We start from the raw sequence: 21,901 nt of genomic DNA, 5'->3' as shown, positions 1-21,901 counted from the left end.
CATATATTTTGATTTCATAGTAAATTTCTCCCATGACCCCCTTGCGAGATCCGCGCTTCCGCCTGCTCTGGACCGGCCGGACCCTGTCGCACATCGGCGACGCCGTCACCCCCATCGCCCTCGCCCTGGCGATCGTCACCACGACGGGCTCGGCCATCGATCTCGGCCTGGTCCTGGCCGCCCAGTCGACGGCCACGGTGGCGCTGATGCTGCCCGGCGGCGTCTGGGCCGACCGGCTTCCCCGCCAGCGCGTGATGCTGATCGCCGACCTGGTCCGCGGGTTCGCCCACGCCGTCATGGGCGCCGAGCTGATCACCGGCACGGTCGACACCGTCCACCTGGCGGCGCTCGCCGCGCTCTCCGGCGCCGCGTCGGCGTTCTTCCTGCCCGCCGCCACCGGCCTGGTGCCCGCCACCGTGGACGCCGAGCATCTCCCCCGGGCCAACGCGCTCATGGCGATCGCCGGCCGTGGGGCCATGCTGCTGGGCCCCGGGATCGCCACCGCGCTCGCGCTGACCGCCGGGCCGGGCTGGGCGCTGGTCCTCGACGCCGTGACGTTCGGGGTCAGCGCGGTACTGCTGGGCCGGCTGCGGCTCGCACCGATCCCGCCCGCGCCGCGCGAGCGGTTCGGCAGGCAGCTCGCCGAGGGCTGGACCGAGCTGCGCCGCCACCGGTGGTACTGGACGAACCTCGTCGGACACTCCCTGTGGAATCTGGGCCGCTGCGCCCTGATCACGATCGGCCCGCTGATCGCTGTCACCGGTCTCGGCGGCGAGCTCGCCTGGGGGACGATCGTGCAGGGCGGCACGGTCGGCGCCCTCTGCGGGGCCCTGCTGGCGCTGCGGGCGAGGCCGCGCAGGCCTCTCGTGGCGGCCAACCTCGCGCTGGCGCTCGGCGCGCTGCCCTTCGTCGCGCTCGCCGCCGGGGCGTCCGCCCTGGCCGTGGCGGCGGCCTACGGGCTGATGACCGGCGGCCTGGCGTTCATGGCGCCCTTCTGGGAGACCGCCGTGCAGGAGCACATCCCGGCCGAGGCGATCTCCCGGGTGTCCGCCTACGACTGGATGCTCTCCCTCGGCCTGATGCCGCTCGGCATGGCCTTGGCCGGACCGCTGGCCGCCGCCGCGGGGACGGCCCCCACCCTGTACAGCGCGGCGGCCCTGATCGCGATCTCCTGCCTCGGAGTCCTGGCCCTGCCCGACGTCCGCCGGCTCGGCGTGGAAGACGTTGGACAGGTAGACGCTCTGGACCTTCGGTAATACATGAATCCGTGTCAAGCTTTATCGTCGAGGGATGTCACACGCGACCGTGAATGTGGTCTACCGCAAGTACGACGGCTCGCTGCACTGGAACCACCGGGCCATGCTCCTCGGCGAGGACGAGCACGGCGTCTGGACGGGCTGTGTCGCCGGCTCCAGCGGCAGTAAGGGTGACGGGCCCCTGGTCACCTGGCCCCACCCGTTCGTGATCCTCTTCCCCCGCGACGCCTGGTGGACGGCGACCTTCAACGCCGCACCGCACAAGGCCGAGATCTACTGCGACATCTCCACGGTGCCCCAGTGGGGTGACGGCCAGGTGACCATGGTCGATCTCGACCTCGACGTGATCCGCATGCGCGACGGCCGGATCATCCTCGACGACGAGGACGAGTTCGCGGAGCACCAGCTCCGCTACGCCTATCCCCCCGACGTCATCGAGAACGCCCGCGCCACGGCCGACCGGCTCATGGAGGCCGTCACCACCGGCGCCGCCCCCTTCGGGACCGTTCCCCGCTGGCTGTCCCGGGTGACCTGACCCAGGGTCTCTCCGAGTAGGCCGCCCGGTACCCGTACCGAGCGGCCTCCGCCGGCTGTCCCGGATGACTGACCTACGGGGGCCGCCTCACGTCACCGTCCCCTGGCCGAGTCCCCGCTCCAGGGAGTCGGGGTGGTGGGCGAAGTTCGGTGAGAGCTCGGCCTCGTCGTAGTAGCGGTGGAAGACCGGCGTGGTGGAGCCCGACATCGGCGGCACGATCCAGCTCCAGTCGGCAGGGCAGACCCGGCCCGCCTTCTCCTCGCGCTTCAGATGGGCCAGGAACCGCCCGGACTCGGTGTGGTGGTCGGTCATCGTCACCCCCGCCTGTTCGAAGGAGTGCAGGACCGCCACGTTGATCTCCAGCAGGGCCTGGTCGCGCCAGAGCGAGCGGTCGCTGCGGGTGTCCAGGCCCAGGTGGTGGGCGACGACCGGCATCAGGTCGTAGCGGTCGGTGTCGGCGAAGTTGCGCGCGCCGATCTCGGTGCCCATGTACCAGCCGTTGAACGGCGCCGCCCGGTAGTGGATCCCGCCGATCTCCAGGCACATGTTGGAGATCGCCGGTACGGCGTGCCAGCGGAGCCCGAGCTCCTCGAACCACGGGTGGGTCGGATGGGAGAGCGGTACCTCCAGCACGGCGTCGCCGGGCATCGTGAACATCTGCGGCTGCCCGTCCCCCGCCGAGACGAGCAGCGGCAGCACGTCGAAGGGTGTGCCCGGGCCTCCGAGCCAGCCGAGCTTGCGCACCATCGTGGTGAAGTTCACATACCGGGGGTCGCCGACGACGGATCCGTCGTCCATCGCGTATCCGGCATACCGGATCAGCTGCTCGTTCCAGATCCTCGGCCCCGGCAGGCCCGGCCGGTCCGGGGCGAACACCGTGATCGTCGGCCGGATCCTCCGCCTGGGCGCCGCCTCCCTGAGGTGGTTCACGCACTCCGCAGCCACGCCCTCGGCCGTGTTCACCCACCGCCGGTCACGCACCCGCAGCGAGTGCCAGTACAGCCGCCCGATGCAGCGGGAGCTGTTGCGCCAGGCCACCTGGGCGCCGAAGGCGAGTTCCCCGGGGGTGTGCGTGTAGGTCCCCGTCCGGTGGATCTCGTCCCGCACCTCGTGCACGCGGGGTTCCACCGGCCCGGCGATCGGGTTCTCGGCATGGAACAATCTCACAAAGTCCATGGCCGCCGCGATGTCGATCTCTTGCGCGACCGGGACCGCTTCCTCCGTCTTCGGGAACCTGTAGACCGATCGTTGGACACCGTGGACCGGACCCGGTGTAGGGCGCCGGAACTTCCGCCAGGTCAGCACAGAACAACCACCAATGCGTGGCTCACGGGCACGGACGGCCGTTCCGGGCGGCGCGGTGCCCTTGTGCAGTGACCCTTACCCCACTGCGATCGCTGTGTTCCGCGGCAACCGCGTCATCCTCGCCGACCGGCGTTACATGACGCGGCGCCTGTCATCTTCTAGTACCGAAGATGATTTGTCTTCCAAATCAGGACACAAAACGCGGAAGGCCCCGGGAGTTTGACTCCCGGGGCCTTCCGATGTTGCTCCCGCGATAGGACTCGAACCTATAACCTGCCGGTTAACAGCCGGCTGCTCTGCCGATTGAGCTACACGGGATCGTGCTTTGCGCTGCTCGGCCGGGAAGTTTTTCCCCGCTCCTTGCGGCGCAGGAATAGATTAGCGCACTCTGCGCGTGTGTGTCGCATCGATGCACCGGGGTAGGTCCGAAACGACACGCGATCCGTGGGTAGGGGCCTGGCGGAGCACGGCTGTGGAGGTGGAGATGCGTTATCGAATGATGTTCGGGGTGGGTGTCGCGGTGGGCTACATCCTGGGGAGCCGCGCAGGCCGGGAGCGTTACGAGGAGATCAAACGGCTCGCCCAGCGGGTCGCCGACAATCCCTCGGTGCAGGAGGCCGCCGGGCTGGTGGGCGCACGGATCTCGAAGGTCACCGAGATGGCCAGGACGAAGGTGACCCACGTGGCCAGGGACCGGCTGCCGTTCCTTCAGTCGGAGGACGACTGGCAGACCCAGAAGCACGACGAGACGGGAGTCGGCTGGCCGCGAGACGAGAGAGCCCCCGCCCCTCACCCCTGAGCGACCAGCGGCGGAAGGCTCCCCCGGGGGTCTTCCGCGTGTCCGAGATCAGATGCCGAAGCTGCGGCGTGTCTCCTCGAGCGCCTGCTCGGCGAGGGCCCGCAGGCCGGGGTCTGCGGGGTCCAGCTCCGCGTCGAAGACGAACTCCCAGATCATCCGGTCGTCGTCGGTCTTCCTGGCCACCAGCCGGACTCCCCCGCGCACGTCCAGCGGGACATACTGGTTCACCACGATCGAGGCGGTCACCCGCTCCCGCACGGCCTCGGGGATCCGTCCCGGCTCGGGCAGCAGCGCGTGGTACGACTCCCCCGCCGTGGTGACGACCGTCAGCCCCTTCTCGTCCCACACCCCGCGATCCACCTGGAACCAGGGCAGCCGGGTGCCGCCCAGGTAGAGCGCCCGGTCCGTGGCGATCACGTAGCCGTCCGGCCCTTCGGCGTAGGTGAGCACCCGGTCGGTCGGCGCGACGACGGTGCGGACCTTGGCGGGCACGCGGTTGAAGAGCTTCATGGACCTACGTTATCCGTGAGCAGGTCGAGGGTGAGCGCGGCCGACCAGGAGAAGTCCCGGCCGCCTCGCCCGCTGCCGTCGAAGGGATCGAAGCACTCCCGGAACCCGGCCTGCCGGACCATGCGCAGGGTGGCCGCGCCGAGCAGTCGCACCGTCTCCGTCAGACCGTGTACGGCCAGCGCCTGCCGTAGCAGCCAGTTGGTGCTCACCCAGGAAGGCCCCCGCCAGTAGCGGGACCGGTCGAACTGCACCGCGCGGATCTCGCAGCTCGGCACCGGATACCCGGCGGCCCCCATGAACCGGGGGGACTCCAGCACGCCCACCAGTTTCTCCACCCGGTCGGCGGGCAGGCCGGGATCGAGCATCGGCCCGAAGGACCCCACCGTGCACACGGGGCTGAACCGCCCACTGCGCAGGTCTCGGGCGCGGAAGGCGCCGTCGGCCCAGAGCCGCTCCAGCAGCCCCGCACGGATCCGCTCGGCCGCCTCCCGGTACGGGCCGGGGTCGGCGCCCGCCAGCGGGGCCATCTCGGCGAGCATCTGGCAGGAGGCCAGCCAGATCCCGTTGAACATCGGATCCTCAACCGCGAACGGATGGTCGTCGCGCAGGTAGCCGCCGTCGTAGCCGGAGTCACGGTAGCGCGTGGCCAGCCAGATGTAGCGGTCCTGGTAGGTGTCGAGAAGGTGGTCGGGGGGCTCGCCACGCCGGTACGCGTGGCGGACCGGGGGCAGTGCGCCCATCGGGGCGTCCCACGCCGGGCTGTCGTCCATCCCCGACTCCCACGGGTGCACGATCGCGGCCAGCCCTCCCCCGCCCAGGTCTCTGGTCCGGGCGAGATAGTCGTGCTGGGCCACCAGCATCGGGTAGAGCCGGCGGACGAGGGCGGCGGCCTCGTCGCGGTCAGCCGCGTACCGCCACACCCGCCAGACGGCCAGGGCGTGCAGCGGCGGCTGGGTCAGGCCGGAGGTGGCCACCCGGTTGGGAGACGCCGGATGGTCCTGCGAGCGCCAGACGGAGGGGCCGGGGAAGTAGCTCTCGGTGCGGGTCGGCTGGAAGACGATGTGCGGCACCATGCCGGTGCGCCACTGCCCCGCCATCAGGCTGAGCAGTTCGGTCCCCGCCCTCCGAGGGGCGCAGCGGGCCAGGCCGACCGCGACCAAGGTCGCGTCCCAGTTCCACTGGTGGGGGTAGAGGCTGGGGGCGGGGACGGTGGCGGACCCCGTCCAGTTCGCGTCGAGCACGGACCACGCCTCGCGTCCGAGAGCGGCGTCGTCTACCGCCGACCGCACCTCCATTGGTCCAGTCTGCGCCTGTATTAACCCAGATAACAGGGTTTATCCGCTCAGTGTTCCTGAAGCTTCACAAATGGCTTAAAGCCTCCTGAGAGGCGTTGTCACTCCGTCCAGCTCCGCATGCAACCTGAGGGCTCCGGTGACGGCCACCGGAGAAGACGTCCAGCAAGAGGTACTCGTGAACATCAAGAAGAAGATCGCGGTCGGCGTGCTCTCCCTCGTCACCCTGGCGGGGGCGGCGGCCACCATGTCCGCAGCCAACGCCGACACCCCTCCGGCCCCGAGCACCGGCACCACCACCCCGGTGAATCCCGACCAGCACAACCAGCAGAGCCAGAGCGAGAACGAGCAGAGCGAGACCTCCGAGCAGAACGGACAGGACCAGCAGAGCGAAGCCTCCGAGCAGAACGGACAGAACGAGGAGAGCGAGACCTCCGAGCAGAACGACCACAACGAGAAGAGCGAAGCCTCCGAGCAGAACGACCACAACGAGAAGAGCGAAGCCTCCGAGCAGAACGAGAAGAGCGGACAGAGCGGTCAGGACCAGCAGGGCGGTCAGGACCAGTAGCCGCCCGTCCGCAGCGGAGCGGAACCGACGGCGCCGCCTGGCCCTCCATGGCGGAACCAGGCGGTTCCGGCGCCCGTCCTCCGGTGGTCGTCTCGGACGGTCCTCGGAGGACGGGCGTCACCCGGCACGTCGGGGGAGCCTGACGCGGAACAGCGCACCGCCGCCCGGCGAGTCCGCCACCTCCACCTCTGCGCGGTGCCTGCGAGCGATCTCCGCCACGATGGCGAGGCCGAGTCCCGCCCCTCCCGCCTCGCGGTCCCTGGCCATGTCCACCCGGACGAACCGATCGAAGATGCGCTCCCGATCCGCCTCCGGCACGCCGGGGCCGTCATCGGCCACCTCCACGACCGCCGTGTCCCCGTCGGGCCGCACGACCAGCGTGACCATGGTGCGAGTGTGCCGGACGGCGTTGTCCACCAGGTTGCGGACCATCCGGACGAGCGCCTTACGGTCTCCGGTGACCTTGACCGGTTCCAGGCGGGCCCGCACCAGGAGCGTGCTCGTACGGCGGAGCCTCGCCCGCTCCTCGGCGACGACGTCGTCCAGATCGACCTCCTCGTGTGGCGTCCCGGGCCTCCGCTCGTCCGCGCGGGCGAGCAGCAGCAGGTCGTCCACCAGCTCGCGCAGCCGTACCGCCTCGATCTGCATCATCCGGAGGGTCTCCGGTTCGATGTGCCAGCCGTCCTGCTCAGCGATTTCGAGGCCGCCCAGAACGCTGGTCAAGGGGCTGCGCAGCTCGTGGCTGGCGTCGGCGACGAACCGCCGCTGAACGGCCTGGGCCGATTCCAGCCTGGCCAGCATCTGATTCATCGTGATGGCCAGGCCGGCGACCTCGTCCCGTGTCCCGGGGACCGGTACCCGGGCGGACAGATCTCCGTCCCCGATCGAGGCAACCTGCCGCCGGATTCCCTCGACGGGTGCCAGCGCCCGGCCCGACAGCCGGTAGGTGAGCCCACCGACGAACAGCAGTGACACCGGCACGGCCAGGGCCAGCAGGCCGACGGCGGTCCAGGTGCTGAGGTCGACGGGCCGGAGCGAATCGGCGACGATCACCGTGTAGGAGGTGCCGGCGACGTCGACGCGCTCGACCGCCACGAGCATGTCTCCGGTCTGCTCGACGACGGTCCGTCCCTCGGCTGCGGGGCGCAGCCGGGTGAAGGGCACCTTGTCGGGGAATCCCCAGATGACCTTGCCTTGCGCGTCGACGATCTGCGCGACGCCCGCGCTCCGGCGCAGCGTCCACGTCGCCTCTCTGAGATCCCCCTCGTCGGACTGGCGCGTCCTGCCCGCGAGATCCCTCACCCCAGTGGTCAGGGTGTCGGCCGTCGAATCCACCAGCATCCGCCGTAGGACGAACACCCCGCCGATCGCCTCCAGCACCAGGACCACGGCGGTGACCAGCACAGCCACCCGCGTCGTCCGTCGGCGCACCCCTGCGCCGCCCCCGATCCAGGACACGGTCACCCGCCGGCCGGGTCGAGCGCGTATCCCACCGTACGGACGGTCCGGATGGCACACCTGCCGAAAGGTTCGTCGAGCTTCCTGCGCAGGTAGCGCACGTAGACCTCGACCACGTTGTCACCGCCCTCATAGTCGGCGTCCCAGACTCCGGCCAGGATGTCGCTCTTGGCGACGGCCTCCCCCTTGCGCCGCATGAGGAACTCCAGCACCTCGTACTCCCTCGGGGTGAGACCGATCTCCACGCCTCCTCGGGCGACTCGACGCAGGGCGGGATCGACCGTCAGATCCCCCGCGGTCATGACGACGGGCCGTTCGTGGCCGCCGCGCCGTGCCAGCGCTCGTAGCCGGGCCACCAGCACCACGAAGGAGAAGGGCTTGGTCAGGTAGTCGTCGGCGCCGAGATCGAAGGCGTCGGCCTCGTCGTACTCCCCGTCCTTCGCGGTGAGCATCAGCACCGGTGTCCAGACTCTCCGTTCCCGCATACCCCGGACCACGTTGTAACCGCTGAGCCCCGGCAGCATGATGTCAAGGATGATCACGTCGTAGTAGTCGTTCTCGACCGCCGCACGCAGTCCCTGAATTCCGTCAGCCCGTACGTCCACGGCGACGTGGTGAGCGGCGAGCCCCCTGCTTACGATGTCGACGATCCTGGGTTCGTCCTCGACCAGCAGAACCCGCATCCCATTTCCCCCCTAATATCCTTTTTAGGATGCTAGGGGGGATGTAAGGGCTCGCTAAGGCCGTCCTGGCCGCCGACTACCGCAGGTCAGGCCAGGAGAGCCTCGCCCCAGAACGAGCCCGGCCGTACGCCGCCCGGGCAGGCGAAGATGCCGGACCCCACATGCTGGATGTACTCGTTGAGCATGTCCTTGGCCGCCAGAGCGCGCTGGATGGGGATGAAGCCCTTCTCGGGGTCGCGCTGGTAGGCCAGGAAGAACAGACCGGCGTCCAGCCTCCCCAGGCCGTCGCTGCCGTCGGCGAAGGAGTAGCCCCGGCGCAGGATCGTCACCCCGTTCAGGGCGGTCGGGTGGGCCAGCCGCACGTGGGAGCCGGCCGGCAGCCTGTCCAGGACCACCGGATCGTGCTCGCGCGCGCCTCCGTACGGAGCGCCCTCGCGCTTGGTCCGACCGAAGATGTCCTCCTGCTCCTTCAACGAGGTACGGTCCCAGGTCTCGATGTGCATCCGGATCCGCCTGGCCACCAGGTAGGAACCTCCGCGCATCCACTCGGGCCCCTCGTCGCCCACCCAGACGTGCTCGTCCAGCTTCCTGCCGTCGGTGCCGGCGATGTTGTTGGTGCCGTCCTTGAAGCCCATCAGGTTGCGTGGAGTCTGCGTGTCCGGCGTGGTCGAGGACGTCTTGCCGAAGCCCAGCTGGGACCAGCGGATGGACACCGTTCCGAAGCCGATGCGCGCCAGGTTCCGTACGGCGTGCACCGCCACCTGGGGGTCGTCGGCGCACACCTGCACGCAGAGGTCACCGCCGCTGCGGGCCGGGTCGAGCTTGTCGGCGGGAAAGTGCGGCAGTTCCTTGAGCCGGTCCGGCCCGGGCAGCTTGAGCCTGTCGAAGAAGGACGGGCCGAAGCCCACCGTCAGCGTGAGCCGCGAGGCGGGCAGGCCGATGGCCTCGCCGGTGTCGTCCGGCGGGGCGAGCTCCGCACCCGTGGCCCCGCCGCCGATCTCCTGCGCCCCGGTCATCTGGACGGCCGCCGCGGTCCAGGCCTTCAACATCGCCGCCACCTCCTCGCGTGAGCCGGTGCCCAGGTCGAAGGCGGCGAAGTGCAGCCGGTCCTGGACCGGGGTGGCGATCCCGGCCTGGTGGGTGCCGTGAAAAGGGATCACACCACCGGCGGGGTCGGGCCGGACCGGCTCCGGCTGCGCCGGCCGTATCAGACCGGCTCCCGCGACCGCGACGGCACCGGCACCCACGGCGAGACCCGCTCCGGTAAGGAGGCTGCGTCGGCTGAGATCAGGCATGTCTCCCCCTTCGGAAAGGATCAGCTCGCGGCGACGGCGGCAGGACCGTCACCGGCCGGACCGCAGGCGGTGAGTACGGGGGTGAGAAGGCCACGGACGGCGGCAGAACGGCAGACGGGGGGCATAAAGGCTCCTGGTAGTCAGTTAGGCGTCCCTAACTTAGCTTCCCCTTACCAGGATCTGCCAATCCAAATACCTGCAGCTCAGTGTGACAAGCGCCACCACCGGCCGCCGGAGGGCCGGAAATTCGGGAGACCGGAAACCCGGAAACGGCGAAGGCCCCCGGGAAACGGACCTGGGGGCCTTCGCCGTACGGACTCTCAGTCGAGATAGTCGCGGAGCATCTGCGCTCGGGTCGGATGGCGGAGTTTGGCCAGGGTCTTGGACTCGATCTGCCGGATGCGCTCCCGCGTCACGCCGAACTCCCGGCCAACCTCCTCCAGCGTCCGGGGGTGGCCGTCGGCGAGGCCGAAGCGGAGCTGGATGATCCGCTGCTCCCGCTCGGACAGCGTCGCGAGGATGTCGTCGAGCTGGTCCTGCAGCATGATGAAGGCCGCGGCCTCCATCGGCACGACCGCGTCCGCGTCTTCGATGAAGTCGCCGAGGTCGGAGTCCTCCTCCCCGATCGGCGACTGCAGCGAGACGGGCTCCTGGGCGATGCGCTGAATCTCGATCACCCGGTCGATCGGGAGATCCATCTCCAGTGCGATCTCCTCGGGCGCCGGCTCACGGCCGAGATCCTGGTGGAGCTGGCGCTGCACCCGGACCAGCTTATTGATCGTCTCAACCATGTGCACCGGAATGCGAATGGTGCGCGCCTGGTCGGCGATGGCCCGCGTGATCGCCTGACGGATCCACCACGTGGCATATGTGGAGAACTTGTATCCCTTGGTGTAGTCGAATTTCTCAACCGCCCGGATGAGCCCGAGGTTGCCCTCCTGGATCAGATCCAGGAACAGCATCCCGCGTCCCACATATCTTTTGGCGATCGATACGACGAGCCGCAGATTGGCCTCGATCAGCCGCTGCTTGGCCCGCGTGCCCTGCCAGACCAGCTCCTTGAACTCCGGAAAGGCCAGCCGGGAAACGACGCTTGTCAGCTTGTCCTCGGCGAACAGGCCCGCCTCGATGGACTTGGCGAGCTCCACCTCCTCCTCGGCCGTGAGCAGGGGCACCCGTCCGATCTCCCGCAGGTAGATGCGGACCAGATCGCTCGTCGGGGCCCTTTTACCGACATCCTCCTCATCGGAGCGGGTGGTCTCCTCATCGCCCTGGGGCTCGAGAACCTCCACTCCGTGCTCGGCGAGCATGCGGACGACGCGTTCGAGCGCGTCGGACGGCAGCTCGGATCTGTCGAGAGCGGCGGCCACGTCATCTACCGTGACGCTTCCGCGCTCCCTTCCCTTCGCAACGAGGTCGGCCACCTGGTCTACCGATGGCGGCCCACTTGGCAGCACCGATGCACCCACGGGACACAGTCTGCTGTATTAGGCACTCAAAATGGCAGACCTATTTTTGTCACCGAAGGTAAGGCTCCAATCATTATCGAAACGAGACCTTATTAGGGTTTGGTGGAATCGCCGTATGGAAATTAACGTCAATTACGCGATCAACTTCCGGCGGTGCGTTCCTTCAGCACGCGGCGCTGCTGCTCCAGCGCGACCAGCTCGCCGAACAGCCGGTTGTACTCCTGCTGCTCGTCGACCGGGTTGGTCCGCTGCATGCGCGACTTCAGCTGTTCGATCGCCCGGGTCACCGAGACGAGTTCCAGCGCGGCCAGCATGGCCGAGGCATAGCGCTCCTCGCTCGCCACGTCCGCGCGCAGCTCCTCCACCGCGAACCGGGTGACCACCCCGCGCAACGCGTCGGTCACCCCGCCCAGCAGCCGGTCGACCCACTCGCGGCCGCCGGGCCCGGCCGCCGAGGTGCCCCCGGCCTCCATGACCAGCTGGTAGAGCGCGACGTGCTCGGGCAGTGTGAACGCCTCGGAGCCGATGGCGTCGAAGCCGGGTCCGATCAGCGCGGGACGCTGCACGGCCAGCTTCAGCACCTCGGCCTCGATCCGCACGCTGGGATCGGTGAGGTCGGCGACCTTCCGCGGCCCTGCGGGGCGCCGCGGGCTCGGCTGGGCCGTGGCGGAGATCTCAGCGATCCGGTCCATGACGAACCGCTCGTTGTTGAAGCCCAGCCACCGGTCGAGGTCCACGCCGTACAGCTGGCGGAGGGCCCGGTCCTTGATCGCGGCCACGATCGGCGCGGCGGCGTCCAGCGCGGACAGCCGGCCCTCGTTGGTGCTCACGTCATAGCGGGAGATCACGCTGCGGATCGCGAAGGCGAACAGCGGCTCCCGGCTGGCGATCAGGTCCCGCACGGCGGCTTCGCCCTGCTTCATGCGCAGGTCGCACGGGTCGAGCCCGTCGGGCTGGACGGCCACGAAGGTCTGGGTGACGAACTTCTGCTCGTCGGCGAAGGCCCGCAGCGCCGCCTTCTGCCCCGCCGCGTCGCCGTCGAAGGTGAAGATCACCTCGCCGTGGGACCCCGACTGGTCCAGCAGCAGCCGCCGCAGCACCTTGATGTGCTCCTCGCCGAACGCGGTGCCGCAGGTGGCCACCGCCGTCGGCAGACCCGACAGGTGGCAGGCCATCACGTCGGTGTAACCCTCGACGATCACCGCCTGGGCGCGCTTGGAGATCTCCCGCTTGGCCAGGTCGATGCCGTAGAGGACCTCGCTCTTCTTGTAGAGCGGGCTCTCGGGGGTGTTGAGGTATTTGGGACCGTCTTCGGCGTCGTTCAGCTTCCGCGCGCCGAACCCGATCACGTCACCGGTGATGTCACGGATCGGCCAGACCAGCCGTCCCCGGAACCGGTCGATCGGGCCCCGCCGTCCCTCCTTGGCCAGGCCGCCCTTGATCAGCTCCGCGCTGGTGAACCCCCGGGCCATCAGGTGCCGCGAGAGCGCCTCCCACTCGGCGGGAGCGTAACCCACCCCGAAGTGCTCGGCGTCGACCCGCTCGAACCCGCGCTCCGACAGGAACCTGCGCCCGGGCGCGGCGTCCGGCCCGGTCAGCTTCGAGGCGTAGAACTCCGCCGCCGCCCGGTGCGCCTCGATCAGCCGGCTCCGCTCGCCCTGCTCGCGGCCGGGGACGTAACCGCCCTGCTCGTAACGGAGCTGGATGCCGGCCCGGTTCGCCAGGCGTTCCACGGCCTCGCCGAACGACAGGTGCTCCAGCCGCCGGACGAAGGTGATGACGTCGCCGCCCTCGGCACAGCCGAAGCAGTACCAGTATCCGCGGGTGGGGGTGACGTTGAAGGACGGGCTCTTCTCGTCATGGAAGGGACACAACCCCTTCAGGTTTCCGCCACCCGCGTTGCGGAGCTGGATGTGCTCACCCACGATGTCGGCGATCGGTGAGCGCTCCCGCACGAGCGCGATGTCCTCGTCACTGATCCGGCCTGCCACGCCGCGAGTCTAGTGGGGCCCCCTGACAGCTCGGAGCCGGATAGGAGCCTGACGACGGAGATGACTTTCCCGAACGGGTCATGACCAATCGGAAGGTCCGTTACAAAGGTAAAGGCTGATTCTCGATAAGTTACACGGGTGGAGATCATGCGATCGGGGCACATAGCGCGATTGACCGCCGTTACCGGCGCGGTGCTCGTCACGGGGGCCTGCGCGTCGCCGGGCGGCGTGGCGGGCATCAGCACCCTGCCTCCGGCCCCTGCGGCCGGAGCGGTCGCCGCGACGCCTGACGCGGTGACCGCGATGCTTCCGTCGCCGACGGCGACGTACGTCCCCAAGGTCAGGCCCCCGGTGAAATGGCCCGAGGCCGATGAACCGGTGCAGGTACCGCCGCCGAAGGTGTCCGACTACACCTACGCCTTCCCCGTGAAGGACTGCAGGACGACCTACGAGAGCAGGCTGCTCGTCCTGCCCAAGACGACGATCTGGTCGGCCAGGGGATGCTCGTTCGTCTCGCCGGTGAACGGCGTGGTCGACGAGGTCAACATCAAGAACCGGTGGAAGCGCTCCACCGACCGGGGGGCCGACCGTGAGGGCCGGTTCGTCACCGTCATCGGGGACGACGGCGTGCGCTACCTCGGCGGGCACCTGGACCGGGTCGCCCCGGGGATCACGCCGGGCACCCGGGTCAGCGTGGGCCAGGTCCTCGGCCAGGTCGGCAACTCGGGCAACGCCCGCTACACCGCCAGCAACCTCTATTTCGCGATCTCCTGGAAGACCGATCCCTCGCTCTGGTGGGTACGGCGGGGCATGGTCAATCCGTGGGACTACCTGGACGCCTGGATGAACGGCAACCCCACGCTGTCACCCAGGGACGAGATGCGGGCCGTGATGAACCAGACCGGGGCGGCGCCCAGGTGCGTGACCCTGTGCGCGTCCAAGCCGGTGGTCAAGCCCACGCCCAAGCCCAAGTCCACCCAGAAGCCTCCGAAGCCGGAGGACGAGAACATCACGGTGGGCGGTTAGCGCTCACCCCGGGGGCGGCGAGGTAGGCGTCCCCGGGGTCAGCGTCCGGACAGGCGCCTCTGCCAGGTGACCGCGGAGGTGTCGGTGAGCGAGGCGATCTGGTCGACGACCACGCGCAGCCGGCCACCGTCGCTCCCGGCCTTGACGAAGGCGGGCCGGAGGGCGGGCTCCAGCGTGCCGGGCGCGCCCAGCATGATCAGATGGGCCAGGTCGTGGATGAGCTCGCGCTGCCTGGCCTGGTTGGCACTGTGCGCGTCCCGGCTCATCACGTAGTGGGCGGTGAGCCCCTTCAGCAGGGCGCACTCCAGCCGTGTGGCCCTGGGCACGATCAGGTCGGCGCTGTAGCGGTCGGCCGCCTGGCCGTAGGCCTCCTGGGTGGCCAGCTGCGCGGACCGGCAGAGATCGCCGATGAGCGAGCTGGTGAGGCCCTTGAGCGCGGCGAGGTCGGTGAGCGAGCCGTCGAAGTGGCGGGGCCAGAGCGGCTGGGCGACCAGGCGGCCGAAGATGTCCTCCAGCTCGGCGGGGTCGGCCTCCGGGGCGTACCAGGCTCGGGTGGTCGCGCAGACCTCCCGGCGTTCGGCGGGGTCGCGCAGGGCCTCCGGCAGGACGGCGCCCGAGTGGACGGCGTCTTCCAGGTCGTGCACCGAGTAGGCGACGTCGTCGGCCCAGTCCATGATCTGGGCCTCGAAGCTGACCCGCCCCTCCGGGGCGCCCTGCCTGATCCACGCGAAGACGGCCAGATCCTCGTCGTAGGCGCAGTACTTGGGGCTCGTCTCGCGGGTCCACGGATATTTGACCGCGGCGTCCAGGGAGGCGCGGGTGAGGTTGAGCCCGGCACTGCGGCCGTCCTCGGTGAGGACCTTGGCCTCCAGCCGGGTCAGCAGACGCAGGCTCTGCGCGTTGCCCTCGAACCCGCCGCATCCGGCGGCGAGCTCGTTGAGTGCGGTCTCCCCGTTGTGCCCGAACGGCGGATGCCCGAGGTCGTGGGCCAGACAGGCGGTCTCCATCAGATCGGGGTTCCGGCCGAGCGACTGGCCCATCTCCCTGCCGATCTGGGCGCACTCCAGCGAATGGGTCAACCGGGTGCGCGGCATGTGCTGCCCGCTGCCGAGGGTCTCCCCCGGCCCGACCACCTGGGTCTTGGCGGCGAGCCGCCGCAGCCCCGTGCTGTGCAGCACCCGCGCCCGGTCGCGCTCGAACGGCCCTCTCTCCGGATTACCGGGGGGTTCCGGTACCCATCTCGCCTGGTCGTGCTCGCCATAACCGTGCATAAGTGCAGTGATTTTATCCATGAAAGTGGCACCCCATGCCTAACGGCAAGGAAACACCTGATGACCTCTGACCTGCGGCCATCGGTCACGTCCGGCTCCGTGACACCTGCGGGTGCTCTCCGTTCCCGGACGGAGAGCACCCGCGTGCGGGGGGATGGGTCAACGGGTGCCGGCCGCCAGTGCCGCGCGTCCGGCCTCCAGCCGGGCGACGGGGACGCGGAACGGCGAGCAGGACACGTAGTCCAGACCGACCTGGTGGCAGAAGTGGATGGAGTCGGGGTCGCCGCCGTGCTCGCCGCAGATGCCGAGCTTGAGGCCGGGGCGGGTCCGGCGCCCCTCCTCGGCGGCGATCCGCACGAGCCGGCCGACGCCGTCGCGGTCCAGCGACTCGAACGGGGAGACCCCGAAGACGCCCAGCTCCAGGTATCGGGAGAAGAACGCGGCCTCGACGTCGTCCCGGGAGAATCCCCAGGTCATCTGGGTCAGGTCGTTGGTGCCGAAGGAGAAGAACTCGGCGGCCTCGGCGATCTGCCCGGCGGTCAGTGCCGCGCGTGGCACCTCGATCATGGTGCCGACCAGCGCCTCGACGCCGGCCTCGGCCAGGATCGCCCGCGCCTCGTCCCTGACGATCTCCAGCTCCTGGACGGCGGCGACGAGCGGGATCATGATCTCCGCGCGGGCCCCCGGGACGGCTCTGGCCGCCTCGGCGATCGCCCGGACCTGCATGGCGAACAGGCCGGGGATGACCAGGCCGAGCCGTACCCCGCGGAGGCCCAGCATCGGGTTCTGCTCGTGCAGGCGCTTGACCGCGGCGAGCAGCCTGCGGTCCTTGTCGTCCGCCTGCTCACCGGCGAGGGCGACCTTCACCGACAGCTCGGTGTAGTCGGGCAGGAACTCGTGCAGCGGCGGGTCGATCAGGCGGATGGTGACGGGCAGTCCCTCCATCGCCTGGAAGATCTCGGTGAAGTCCGCCTTCTGCAGCGGCTCCAGCGCGGCCAGCGCCCGCTCCCGCTCCTCGGGTGAGGTGGCCAGGACGAGGTCCTCGACGAGCCGGCGGCGGTCTCCGAGGAACATGTGCTCGGTACGGCAGAGCCCGATCCCCTGGGCGCCGAACCGGCGGGCGCGGGCGGCGTCCTCGGCATTGTCGGCGTTGGCCCGCACGTCCAGCCGCCGGGACGCGTCGGCGTGGCCCATGATGCGGTGCACCGCCTGGACGAGCTCGTCACCGGTGTCGCCCGCGCCCTCGAAGTACTCCACGACCGGGGAGGCGACCACTGGCACCTCGCCGAGGTAGACGGCGCCGCTGGAGCCGTCGATGGAGATGACGTCTCCCTCGGAGACCACGACGCCCCCGGGGGCGGTGAACGTGCGCTTCTCGGCGGAGACCACCAGCTCCTCGGCGCCGCAGACGCAGGTCTTGCCCATGCCGCGGGCGACCACGGCCGCGTGCGAGGTCTTGCCGCCGCGGCTCGTCAGGACGCCCCGGGCGGCGATCATGCCGGCCAGGTCGTCCGGGTTGGTCTCGTGCCGGACCAGGATGACGGCCTCCCCCCGCCCCGCGAGCTCGACGGCCCGTTCGGAGGAGAAGACGGCCTTGCCGACGGCCGCGCCCGGGGAGGCGTTCATCCCCGTGGTGATCCGCGTACGCTCGGCGTCGTTGGCGAACCGCGGGAACATGAGCTGGGCGAGCTGGGCTCCGGTGACCCGGCTCACGGCCTCGTCGAGGTCGATCAGGCCCTGGTCGGCGAGCTGTACGGCGATGCGGAACGCGGCACCCGCGGTCCGCTTGCCCACGCGGGTCTGAAGCATCCAGAGTCTGCCGTGCTCGACGGTGAACTCGATGTCACACAGGTCGCGGTAGTGGTTCTCCAGCTTCTCCATGATCTGCATCAGCTCGTCGTAGACGGGCTTGTCGATGCCTTCCAGCTCCTGCAGCGCCATGGTGTTGCGGATGCCCGCGACCACGTCCTCCCCCTGGGCGTTCTGCAGGTAGTCGCCGTAGACGCCCTGCTGACCGGTACCGGGGTCGCGGGTGAAGGCGACGCCGGTGCCGGAGTCCATGCCGCAGTTGCCGAAGACCATCGAGCAGATGTTGACCGCCGTGCCGAGATCGGCCGGAATGCGCTCCTGACGGCGGTAGAGGACGGCACGCGGAGCGTTCCAGGAGTCGAAGACCGCCTTGACCGCCATGCTCATCTGCCGGTGTGGGTCGGCGGGGAAGTCCTGTCCGGTCTGGGTCCGGACGATGTCCTTGTAGGTCTCGACGAGCCGCTGGAAGTCGTCCGCCTCCAGATCCAGGTCGTCGCGGCCGTTCTTGAGCTCCTCAAGGGCGTTGTCGAACAGCGCTCCGTCGATGTGCTGGACGGTCTTGCCGAACATCTGGATGAGACGCCGGTAGGAGTCCCAGGCGAAGCGCTCGTTGCCGCCGGCCTGCTTGGCCAGGCCGTGCACCGACTCGTCGTTCAGCCCGATGTTGAGAACGGTCTCCATCATGCCGGGCATGGAGAACTTCGATCCGGAGCGCACGCTGACCAGCAGCGGGTCGTCGGCCTGGCCGAGGCGACGTCCCATCCGCCCCTCCAGCGCGGCCAGGTGGCCGGAGATCTCCTCCTCCAGGCCTTCGGGGAGCGCGCCGTCCTCCAGAAACCGGCGGCACGCATCGGTGGTGATGGTGAAGCCGGGGGGCACCGGCAGCCCGAGATTGGTCATCTCCGCCAAGTTGGCACCCTTACCGCCGAGCAGATCTTTGAGATCTTTGTTGCCCTCGGTGAAGTCGTAAACGTACTTGGGCACGGTTGCTCCTTCTGCGACTTCAAACGACGCGTGGTTCCGCCTCCCCTCGGACTCTACCGATGAAAAACACAATGAAACGTCACCTACCGGGCGACAAGGTGTTTCCCAAGGTCAACACCTATAGAGCGGTCTAATCCAATTGAAATACGATCAAATTTAACGAGGGTCTGATCCGTCCCAAGAATTGGTATAAACCAATTGGTATAAACCAATTGTCTCAGTATTCAAACGCGTTCACACACGTTCCAGGCCTCACCGTCCGGGCGGTCCGGAAAACAGATACGGCTCCCGCCTGCCTGGCGGGAGCCGTATCCGATGGGGTGAAGGTCAGTCGTTGAGGTGCTGCAGGAAGTAGGACTCGACCTGGTCGAGGGCCACGCGCTGCTGGGCCATCGAGTCGCGCTCGCGGATGGTCACCGCGTGGTCGTCGAGGGTGTCGAAGTCGACGGTGACGCAGAACGGCGTGCCGATCTCGTCCTGGCGGCGGTACCGGCGGCCGATCGCGCCCGCGTCGTCGAACTCGACGTTCCACCGGCGGCGGAGCTGGGCGGCCAGATCCTTGGCCTTCGGCGACAGGTCGGCGTTGCGCGACAGCGGGAGCACCGCGACCTTGACCGGCGCGAGGCGGTGGTCAAGGCGCATGACCGTGCGCTTCTCCAGGACGCCCTTGGCGTTGGGCGCCTCGTCCTCGGTGTAGGCGTCGATCAGGAAGGTGAGCGTGGCGCGGTCGACACCGGCGGCGGGCTCGATCACGTACGGGACGTAGCGCTCGCCGGTGTCCTGCTCGAAGAAGCTGAGGTCGGTGCCGGAGGCCTTGCCGTGCGCGGTCAGGTCGAAGTCGGTGCGGTTGGCGACACCCTCAAGCTCGCCCCACTCGCTGCCGGTGAAGTTGAAGCGGTACTCGATGTCGACGGTCCGCTTGGAGTAGTGGGACAGCTTCTCCTGCGGGTGCTCGTAGATACGGAGGTTGTCGGGGTTGATGCCCAGCTCGGTGTACCAGCGGAAGCGCTCGTCGATCCAGTACTGGTGCCACTCCTCGTCGGTGCCCGGCTTGACGAAGAACTCCATCTCCATCTGCTCGAACTCGCGGGTGCGGAAGATGAAGTTACCCGGGGTGATCTCGTTGCGGAACGACTTGCCGATCTGGCCGATGCCGAACGGGATCTTCTTGCGCGCGGACTGCTGCACGTTGAGGTAGTTGATGAAGATGCCCTGGGCGGTCTCCGGCCGCAGGTAGGCCAGGCCGGACTCGTCCTCGACCGCGCCGAGATAGGTCTTCAGCAGACCGCTGAACTGCCTGGGCGGGGTGAACGCGCCCTTGTTGCCGCAGTTGGGGCAGGTGATGTCGGCCAGGCCGTGCTCCGGCGCCTTGCCGTGCTTCTCCTCGTAGGCCTCTTCGAGGTGGTCGGCGCGGTAGCGCTTGTGACACGACTGGCACTCGGTCAGCGGATCGGTGAAGGTGTCGACGTGGCCACTGGCCTGCCAGACCTCGGGGGCCAGGATCACGGAGGAGTCGAGGCCGACCACATCGTCACGGCCCTGCACCACGCTCTTCCACCACTGCCGCTTCACATTGCTCTTGAGCTCCACGCCCAGCGGACCGTAGTCCCAGGAGGCGCGCAGGCCTCCGTAGATCTCGCTGGAGGGGTAGACAAGGCCACGTCGCTTGGAGAGGCTGACGATGGTGTCCATGATGTCCGTACGGCGTGCCATAAGGGAAAATCTCCATCCGGCTGGAGGTCGGCGAGGAATGATTGAGTTCCCAGCTTAGGGGAGTCGGACGAGCGGCAGGCGCCGATGAATCATCACGCCCGCCTTGTCCGCGGAAAGCCGTTCAGGGACGGTCCACGTCCTCGAACGCACTCGGCTCGTTGAGCATCAGGGTCATCAGTGGATACATCACCATGCGCGCCGCCCCCAGCGCCCTCCGGTAGAAGCCGGCCCCCTCCCACTCGCTGACCAGCGCCCACAGCTCCGGCTCGTCCACCGACCGGACCACCCGGCCGCGTACGTATCCGGGCTGCGCGGCGAGAATGCCGATGATCTCGTGCGCCTGTTTCAGGAACTCCTCGGCCTGCCCCGACGGCACCGAGTAACGGATGAGAGCGAGCATCCGCCCAGCATGCCAGGTCGCGGCCGATGGGCATGCCGTGACGGGTGGACCGGGGTTAGGCTCAAGCCGTGGCCGACAAGCGCAACGAACGCCCCGCACACCCGCTGGCACAGCACCGCCCCCGGCAGGGAAAACGCCCGCTCCCCCCGGGAGAGCAGTTCGTCACGCCGGGCGCCACCGGGCTGCGGCGGGAGGTCGAGCGGCGCAGCGCGGCCCCGCTCGTCTTCCTGTTCCAGCTTCCCCGGTGGATCGCCCCGGTGGCGCTGGTGATCCTCCTGCTGGTCGGCTTCGCCGTGCCGTCCTTCTGGGGCGGCATCGCCGTGCTCCTGGTGATCGGGTTCGTCGGCTGGCTCGCCTACATGTCATGGCCGTCGCTGGGCCACGGGGGCCGTCTCATGCGGGTCGCGGTGCTCACCTTCCTGATCCTGCTCGCCGCCGACCGCTTCGGCGCCTTCTGACTCCCGTCCGCGGCCCGCACCGGCGGCTCGCCGGGTAACGACGGGGTGCCGGCCGGCGGGCTGCTCCTGGACCGGTTTTGACAACCGTTTTCATTTACACCCATACTGGTCGACATGATGTCCGACTTCTCACGACGTATACACATGCGTGCTGTGGGTGTGCTTGCTCTCTCGACCGTTCTCGCCACCACCGCCGCCTGCGGTTCCGGCTCAGCCGACTCCGCCAGGTCAGAGGGCAGGACCGGCGTCACCGCGGCCATGTATCCGCTGCAGTGGCTGGCCGGGCAGGTGGGCGGTCCCGACGTCACCGTCACGGGCCTGACCAAGCCGGGCGTCGAGCCACACGATCTGGAACTCACCCCGATCCAGGTGGCCGGACTGGAGGACACCTCTCTGGTCGTCTACATCAAGGGTGTCCAGCCCGCCGTGGACGAGGCGGTCGAGCAGCACGCCGCCGACCGGGGCTTCGACGCCGCGACCATGGTCAAGACCCTTCCCGCGGTCGCCGACGAGGAACACGGAGACGGGGAGGAGCACGGTCACGACGTCGGCTACGACCCGCACCTCTGGCTGGATCCGTCCCGCTTCGCGACGGTCGCGACCCGGCTCGGCGAGAAGCTCGCCGCCGCCGATCCCGCACACGCGCAGGGCTACCGGGAGCGTGCCGCCGCGACCGCGGCCGGTCTCAACGCCCTGGACGGCGAGCTGGCGCGGGGTCTGAGCAGCTGTGGTTCGAGGGCGATCGTCACCAGCCACAGCGCGTTCGGCTACCTCGCCGACCGCTACAAGCTCCGCCAGATCGGGGTCAGCGGCCTCGACCCGGACGCCGAGCCCTCTCCCGCCCGACTGGCCGAGGTGGCGAAGGTGTCCAGACAGGAGAAGGTGACTACGATCTTCACCGAGACCCTCGTCAGCCCCAAGGTCGCCGAGGTTCTCGCCCAGGAGGTCGGCGCCAGGACCGCGGTTCTCGACCCGGTCGAAAGTCAGCCGGCGACGGGTGACTACCTGTCCGCCATGCGCCAGAACCTCACCGCACTTCAGACAGCCCTCGGCTGCTCGTAAAGGCGACCCGTGACATC

The 21,901-nt window shown here is 69.0% G+C and carries 19 protein-coding genes and 1 tRNA gene; 7 read left to right on the top strand and 13 right to left on the bottom strand.

Going from position 1 to position 21,901, the window contains the following annotated elements; translation table 11 throughout:
• Positions 1-32 precede the first annotated feature (32 nt).
• Together ACIN94_RS15945 and ACIN94_RS15940 are read left to right on the top strand one after the other, a co-directional pair.
• On the top strand, positions 33-1,256 hold the full coding sequence (locus ACIN94_RS15945; RefSeq protein WP_400705743.1) for an MFS transporter: 1,224 nt from the start codon (positions 33-35) through the stop codon (positions 1,254-1,256).
• A 34-nt stretch (positions 1,257-1,290) separates the two neighbouring features.
• Entirely contained in the window at positions 1,291-1,791 is a 501-nt protein-coding gene (locus ACIN94_RS15940; protein WP_400705740.1) for a DUF402 domain-containing protein, read from the top strand.
• An 87-nt stretch (positions 1,792-1,878) separates the two neighbouring features.
• On the opposite strand, the gene ACIN94_RS15935 is transcribed toward ACIN94_RS15940, so the two are convergent.
• The gene (locus ACIN94_RS15935; RefSeq protein ID WP_400705737.1) at positions 1,879-2,967 is read right to left on the bottom strand and encodes a nitric oxide synthase oxygenase; all 1,089 of its coding nucleotides are present in this window, start codon (positions 2,965-2,967) and stop codon (positions 1,879-1,881) included.
• Between the two features lie 374 nt (positions 2,968-3,341).
• Positions 3,342-3,414: transfer RNA gene (locus ACIN94_RS15930), tRNA-Asn, on the bottom strand.
• 166 nt (positions 3,415-3,580) lie between these two features.
• On the opposite strand from ACIN94_RS15930, the gene ACIN94_RS15925 reads away from it, so the two are divergent.
• The gene (locus ACIN94_RS15925; RefSeq protein ID WP_400705734.1) at positions 3,581-3,895 is read left to right on the top strand and encodes a YtxH domain-containing protein; all 315 of its coding nucleotides are present in this window, start codon (positions 3,581-3,583) and stop codon (positions 3,893-3,895) included.
• A gap of 48 nt (positions 3,896-3,943) precedes the next feature.
• Here the strand turns inward: ACIN94_RS15925 and ACIN94_RS15920 are convergent, their stop codons facing one another.
• Together ACIN94_RS15920 and ACIN94_RS15915 are read right to left on the bottom strand one after the other, a co-directional pair.
• Complete coding sequence (locus ACIN94_RS15920) at positions 3,944-4,405, bottom strand: hypothetical protein (protein ID WP_400705731.1); 462 nt, start codon at positions 4,403-4,405, stop codon at positions 3,944-3,946.
• On the bottom strand, positions 4,402-5,700 hold the full coding sequence (locus ACIN94_RS15915; RefSeq protein WP_400705728.1) for an MGH1-like glycoside hydrolase domain-containing protein: 1,299 nt from the start codon (positions 5,698-5,700) through the stop codon (positions 4,402-4,404). Before ACIN94_RS15915 ends, ACIN94_RS15920 begins: the two co-directional genes overlap by 4 nt.
• Before the next feature lie 175 nt (positions 5,701-5,875).
• On the opposite strand from ACIN94_RS15915, the gene ACIN94_RS15910 reads away from it, so the two are divergent.
• Complete coding sequence (locus ACIN94_RS15910; protein ID WP_400705725.1) at positions 5,876-6,265, top strand: hypothetical protein; 390 nt, start codon at positions 5,876-5,878, stop codon at positions 6,263-6,265.
• A 117-nt stretch (positions 6,266-6,382) separates the two neighbouring features.
• On the opposite strand, the gene ACIN94_RS15905 is transcribed toward ACIN94_RS15910, so the two are convergent.
• The 5 genes from ACIN94_RS15905 to dnaG all read right to left on the bottom strand — a co-directional run bounded on the left by ACIN94_RS15905 (position 6,383) and on the right by dnaG (position 13,161).
• Positions 6,383-7,675 (bottom strand): sensor histidine kinase, encoded by a 1,293-nt coding sequence (locus tag ACIN94_RS15905; RefSeq protein ID WP_400705722.1) that lies wholly within the window; start codon positions 7,673-7,675, stop codon positions 6,383-6,385.
• A gap of 50 nt (positions 7,676-7,725) precedes the next feature.
• Positions 7,726-8,406 (bottom strand): response regulator transcription factor, encoded by a 681-nt coding sequence (locus ACIN94_RS15900; RefSeq protein ID WP_400705719.1) that lies wholly within the window; start codon positions 8,404-8,406, stop codon positions 7,726-7,728.
• Positions 8,407-8,492: 86 nt separating this feature from the next.
• Complete coding sequence (gene efeB, locus ACIN94_RS15895) at positions 8,493-9,701, bottom strand: iron uptake transporter deferrochelatase/peroxidase subunit (protein WP_400705716.1); 1,209 nt, start codon at positions 9,699-9,701, stop codon at positions 8,493-8,495.
• Between the two features lie 320 nt (positions 9,702-10,021).
• Positions 10,022-11,125 (bottom strand): RNA polymerase sigma factor RpoD, encoded by a 1,104-nt coding sequence (gene rpoD, locus ACIN94_RS15890; protein ID WP_400705713.1) that lies wholly within the window; start codon positions 11,123-11,125, stop codon positions 10,022-10,024.
• 185 nt (positions 11,126-11,310) lie between these two features.
• Complete coding sequence (dnaG, locus tag ACIN94_RS15885; RefSeq protein WP_400705710.1) at positions 11,311-13,161, bottom strand: DNA primase; 1,851 nt, start codon at positions 13,159-13,161, stop codon at positions 11,311-11,313.
• Positions 13,162-13,332: 171 nt separating this feature from the next.
• Here dnaG and ACIN94_RS15880 point away from each other — a divergent pair, with 171 nt between their 5' ends.
• Positions 13,333-14,187: a M23 family metallopeptidase gene (locus ACIN94_RS15880; RefSeq protein WP_400705707.1), complete on the top strand. Its 855-nt coding sequence runs from the start codon at positions 13,333-13,335 to the stop codon at positions 14,185-14,187.
• 38 nt (positions 14,188-14,225) lie between these two features.
• Here the strand turns inward: ACIN94_RS15880 and ACIN94_RS15875 are convergent, their stop codons facing one another.
• The 4 genes from ACIN94_RS15875 to ACIN94_RS15860 all read right to left on the bottom strand — a co-directional run bounded on the left by ACIN94_RS15875 (position 14,226) and on the right by ACIN94_RS15860 (position 20,364).
• Positions 14,226-15,458: a deoxyguanosinetriphosphate triphosphohydrolase gene (locus ACIN94_RS15875; protein ID WP_400705874.1), complete on the bottom strand. Its 1,233-nt coding sequence runs from the start codon at positions 15,456-15,458 to the stop codon at positions 14,226-14,228.
• A gap of 159 nt (positions 15,459-15,617) precedes the next feature.
• Positions 15,618-18,251 (bottom strand): pyruvate, phosphate dikinase, encoded by a 2,634-nt coding sequence (gene ppdK / locus ACIN94_RS15870; RefSeq protein ID WP_400705704.1) that lies wholly within the window; start codon positions 18,249-18,251, stop codon positions 15,618-15,620.
• A gap of 327 nt (positions 18,252-18,578) precedes the next feature.
• Positions 18,579-19,964 carry a glycine--tRNA ligase gene (locus ACIN94_RS15865; protein ID WP_400705701.1) on the bottom strand — a complete coding sequence of 462 codons (1,386 nt, stop codon included), beginning with the start codon at positions 19,962-19,964 and terminating at the stop codon, positions 18,579-18,581.
• Positions 19,965-20,085: 121 nt separating this feature from the next.
• The gene (locus ACIN94_RS15860; RefSeq protein WP_400705698.1) at positions 20,086-20,364 is read right to left on the bottom strand and encodes an antibiotic biosynthesis monooxygenase family protein; all 279 of its coding nucleotides are present in this window, start codon (positions 20,362-20,364) and stop codon (positions 20,086-20,088) included.
• A gap of 68 nt (positions 20,365-20,432) precedes the next feature.
• On the opposite strand from ACIN94_RS15860, the gene ACIN94_RS15855 reads away from it, so the two are divergent.
• Together ACIN94_RS15855 and ACIN94_RS15850 are read left to right on the top strand one after the other, a co-directional pair.
• Entirely contained in the window at positions 20,433-20,822 is a 390-nt protein-coding gene (locus tag ACIN94_RS15855) for a DUF6703 family protein (protein ID WP_400705696.1), read from the top strand.
• A gap of 144 nt (positions 20,823-20,966) precedes the next feature.
• Entirely contained in the window at positions 20,967-21,884 is a 918-nt protein-coding gene (locus tag ACIN94_RS15850) for a metal ABC transporter substrate-binding protein (RefSeq protein ID WP_400705694.1), read from the top strand.
• Positions 21,885-21,901: the final 17 nt, after the last annotated feature.

Source organism: Streptosporangium sp. NPDC087985 (genome assembly GCF_044741965.1).
In the GTDB taxonomy this organism is placed as follows: Bacteria; Actinomycetota; Actinomycetes; order Streptosporangiales; family Streptosporangiaceae; genus Streptosporangium.
The sequence above is the reverse complement of the archived record's forward strand: the minus strand, read 5'-3'. Positions and strand labels throughout refer to the sequence as shown.